This window comes from Cellulosimicrobium cellulans, assembly GCF_042723955.1.
Classification (GTDB): domain Bacteria; phylum Actinomycetota; class Actinomycetes; order Actinomycetales; family Cellulomonadaceae; genus Cellulosimicrobium; species Cellulosimicrobium cellulans_H.
Map to the genome: position 1 here is coordinate 2,602 of NZ_JBHXIC010000012.1, position 4,051 is coordinate 6,652.

Genomic DNA, 4,051 nt, shown 5'->3' on the forward strand with positions numbered 1-4,051 from the left:
TCCCCGCGCCGCGCCGCCCCGCCGCCGCGGGGCCGCGCCCCCCCCCGGGGGGGGGCGGCCCCCCGGCCGCGTCGCGGGGCGGCCCCCCCCCCCGGGGCTCGGCAGTACCGGTCAGCCGCAGGTGGTCGCGTCGTACGGCGCGACCAGCTCCGTGGTGACCTGCTCGCCGTCGACCGTGGCCGACGCGGTGATCGTCGCCTCGCCCGCCTCGACGGACGTGCCGCGCACCGCGAACGACTGGTACGCGTTCGCCCCCGGGGCCACGGCGCTGAACGCCTTGGTCCCGAACGGCGTGGCGAGGGCGACGTCCACGGGGACTTCCTCGCCGTTCGTCGCGCGCACGGCCACGTAGGCCTTGCCCGCGAGGCAGCGCGTCTGCGCGGTGACGGTCACGTCGAGCGTCGGCTCCTCGCCGTCGTCGCCGGCGTAGACCTGGGCGACCTCGGCGTCGGACAGCGCGCGGTCGAAGACGCGCACGTCGTCGATCGTGCCCGGCCAGTAGTCGACGGGGTTGCCGCTCCACTGGCCGCGCCCGATCGTCAGCGGGCCGGACGGCGTGGTGCCGCCGCACACGTCGGACTGGCCGACGAGCTCGCCGTTGACGTAGAGCTTGAGCTTCTGGTCGGCCGCGTCGCGGACGCCCACGACGTGGTACCAGTCGCCCAGCACGGGCTGCACGACGTACTCCGCCCGCGGCTCCCCCTCGTAGGAGAAGGCCCACCGGCCGCCGCCGCCGTACTGGAGGTAGAACGCGCTCGAGCCGAGCGACGAGTCCTGGCCGACGATCGTCGACCACGCGCCGCCGGGCGTCTTGTCGAGCTGCGCCCACGCCGAGATGGTGTACGAGCCGGTCGTGTCGACGACGGGCCCCTCGGTCGTGAACGACTGGTTCGTGCCGTTGAGCTTGATCGCGGACCCGCTGTCGCCGTGACCGGCGACCCAGGTGCCCGTGCCCGACGCCGCGTGGTCGCCCACGCCGTCGGCCGCCGTCGTGCCCTGGCCCTCGTCGAACGACCAACGGCCCGTGCCGGTCAGGCCCGGGGTGCCCGGGTCGACGGGCGCGGAGCCCTGCTTCGCCGCCTCGATGACGCGCTCGTTGACGTCCTTGACGCGCGCGGCGTCCATCTTGAGCACGCGGCGGTCGTACGTGTAGAAGCCGTTGAGCTCGTTCTCGACGTCGGAGATCTCCGTGTACACCGAGCCGGACAGGTAGCACTGCGCCGGCCGCACGAGCTTCTCCGTGTTCTGCACGTACGCGTCGGTCAGCGCCTCGCTGTTCGCGACGCCGCCGTACGGGTTGGCGGACACGCCCGGCCACATGTGGCCCGGGACGCTCATCGAGAAGCCGCCGTGCTCGCCGTCGATCGCGGCGCGCGTGGCGTCCGGCTTCGGCAGTGCCGGGCCGGTGTACTGGTGCCAGTCGATGATGTCGCCCGTCTTGGAGTCACCCTTGGACGCGCAGCAGTTGTAGCCCGAGTGCGTGTTGAGGATGCGGCTCGGGTCGTACTCGTCGATCGTGCTGCCGATCCGCGCCGTGTCGCCGAGGTTCCACTCGCCCCAGCCCTCGTTGAAGGTGACCCACCCGACGATCGACGGCACCGAGCGGTGCTGGTCGATGATGTCCTTCATCTCCTGCTCCCAGAAGACGCGGGACGCCGGGTTCGTGTCGCCGTTGTTGAACCAGCCGCTGGGGATGTCCTGCCAGATCATCAGGCCCAGCGTGTCGGCGTGGTAGTAGAACCGCGCCGGCTCGACCTTGATGTGCTTGCGCAGGGTGTTGAAGCCCAGGTCCTTGTGGGCCTGGATGTCGAACACGTACGCCTCGTCGGACGCCGGCGTGTAGATGCCGTCCGGCCAGTAGCCCTGGTCGAGCGTCGACATGAGGAAGGTGTTCTCGCCGTTGAGCAGGATGCGCTGGACGCCGTCCACCTCGGAGACCTCGATCGAGCGCATGCCCGCGTACGAGGCCACCGTGTCGGTGGAGCCGCCGTCGGTGAGCGTGACGTCGACGTCGTAGAGGTACGGGTCCTCGGGCGACCACAGGTGCGCGTCCGGGATCTCGACCGCGAGCAGCTCGTTCGCGGCGCCGGTGACGGTGCCGACCTCGGCGCCCTCGGCGTCCCGCACGACGGCGGTCACCTCGGCGTCGTCGGACGCGGAGGCCGACTGCGCGGTCACCGCGAGCACGCCCGCCTCGACGTCGGGCGTCGTGACCACGGCGTCGATCGCCGCGGTCGGGACCGGCTCCATCCACACCGTCTGCCAGATGCCCGACGTCGGGGTGTAGAAGATGCCGCCCGGGTTGAGCGTCTGCTTGCCGACGGCCTGGTTGCTGCCGTCCGTCGTGTCCACGGCGCGCACCACGAGCTCCTGCTCGGCGCCCTCGACGAGCGCGTCGGTGACGTCCACCGAGAACGCCTCGTACCCGCCGCGGTGCGTGCCGACCTCGGTGCCGTTGACGTACACGGTGGCAACGTAGTCGACCGCGCCGAAGTTGATCCGCAGGCGGTTGGCTCCGGACGACGACTGCCCCACGTCCCATCCCTGCGGCACCTCGAACGTGCGGCGGTAGAACATGTCGTCCTCGCGCCGCTCGATGCCCGACAGCGCGGACTCGACCGCGTAGGGGACGACGATCTCCTCGTCGAGGTCGCGGCCGCTCGGCACGGCGTCGTCGGACTCCGCCGCCTCGAACTGCCAGACGCCGTTGAGGTTCTGCCACGCGTCGCGCGTGAGCTGCGGGCGCGGGTACTCCGGCAGGGGGTTGGTCGGGTCGAAGTCGTCGGCCCACGGGGTCTGGATCCGGAAGTCGGACCCGTTGGTGATCGGCAGGTTGAGCGAGCCCACCTTCTCGCCACCGACGGTGAGGTCGCCCTCGCCGTCGTAGACGAGGCGCGCGGTCGACGCGCGGTCGACGGGCTCGGCGAGCGTGATGCCCAGGACGTCGCCCTGTGCCGCGACCTGCGCGACGGGCCACGCGAGCTGGTCCACCTGGACCTTGAGGTGGTCGACGAGGCTCTCGTCGACGCCGCCCGCCGCACCCTGGAACGTCACGTTGAGGCTCGTGCCGTCGCTCTCGAGCGCGGCCTGCGCGGGGAAGACGACGAAGTCGTCGGGGTAGGTGAACGCGTCGGTCGGCACGATCTCACGCTCCTGCGACGGGCTCTGCCACCGCAACCGGAGGTGCGCGCCGCCGGTGTTCTGGAACATCTCCATGCGGAACGAGTACTCCTGGCCCGCCTGGAGCTGGACCGGAGCGGAGGTCTGCTCGACGTCCCAGTCGTCGACCCAGTGGTCGATGACGAGCTGGTCGTCGATCCACAGCCGGAAGCCGTTGTCGCCGATCGCGGAGAACGTGTACGCCTCGCTGTAGTCCGGCGTGATCTGGCCCGTCCAGCGCGCGGACGTGCGCTCACCGCGGCCAGTGAGCTCGGCGAACGTCGGGACCAGGTTGGGGAACTCGATCCGCTGGTCGGGGATCGTGGCCTTGAGGTCGGTGAGCGGCCAGCCGGGGCCGCCGGACAGGAAGTACTCGCCCTTGAGCCCGTTGTCGAGCGCGAGGTCCTGGGCCGCGACGTCCTGCGCGCCCGCCTCGTCCGTGGTCGTGGCCGCCGGGGTCGCGGTCGCCCCGACCGCCGTCGCCACGGCCAGGGGGACCGTGAGCGCGGCGGCCAACGCCGCCGCCACGATCCTCGCCGGTCTGCCCCGCGGGGGTGCTACCGCTGTCATGGACTGCATCCGTGCTTCCTCCTCGTCGAGTGAATCCAGGGACTGCTCCGACGCGGCGGCATACCGGGCACCCGTGTCCGGCGGTCACCCTCCTTGGCGCACCGCACGACGTCTCCCCAGAATCAAACAACTTCCACCAGAAAAAGACAACAGGTCACAGCACGCCACATCTCCACCCCGCCCGGTGGACCCCGTGAGACGCCGAACCCGGGATCGTTCCTCACCCGACGGCTCAGGTGAGGAGCGACCCCGGGTTCGGCGACGGGGGGGGGTGGGTCAGCGGGGGGTGAGGGAGGGGCAGTCGGACGGCCCCCGGGCGGGC

The 4,051-nt window shown here is 71.6% G+C and carries 1 protein-coding gene; it reads right to left on the bottom strand.

Features of this window, described 5'->3' with window-relative positions:
- Positions 1-111: 111 nt before the first annotated feature.
- Positions 112-3,687: a LamG-like jellyroll fold domain-containing protein gene (locus ACFWH7_RS05265; RefSeq protein ID WP_378215403.1), complete on the bottom strand. Its 3,576-nt coding sequence runs from the start codon at positions 3,685-3,687 to the stop codon at positions 112-114.
- Between the last annotated feature and the right edge of the window lie 364 nt (positions 3,688-4,051).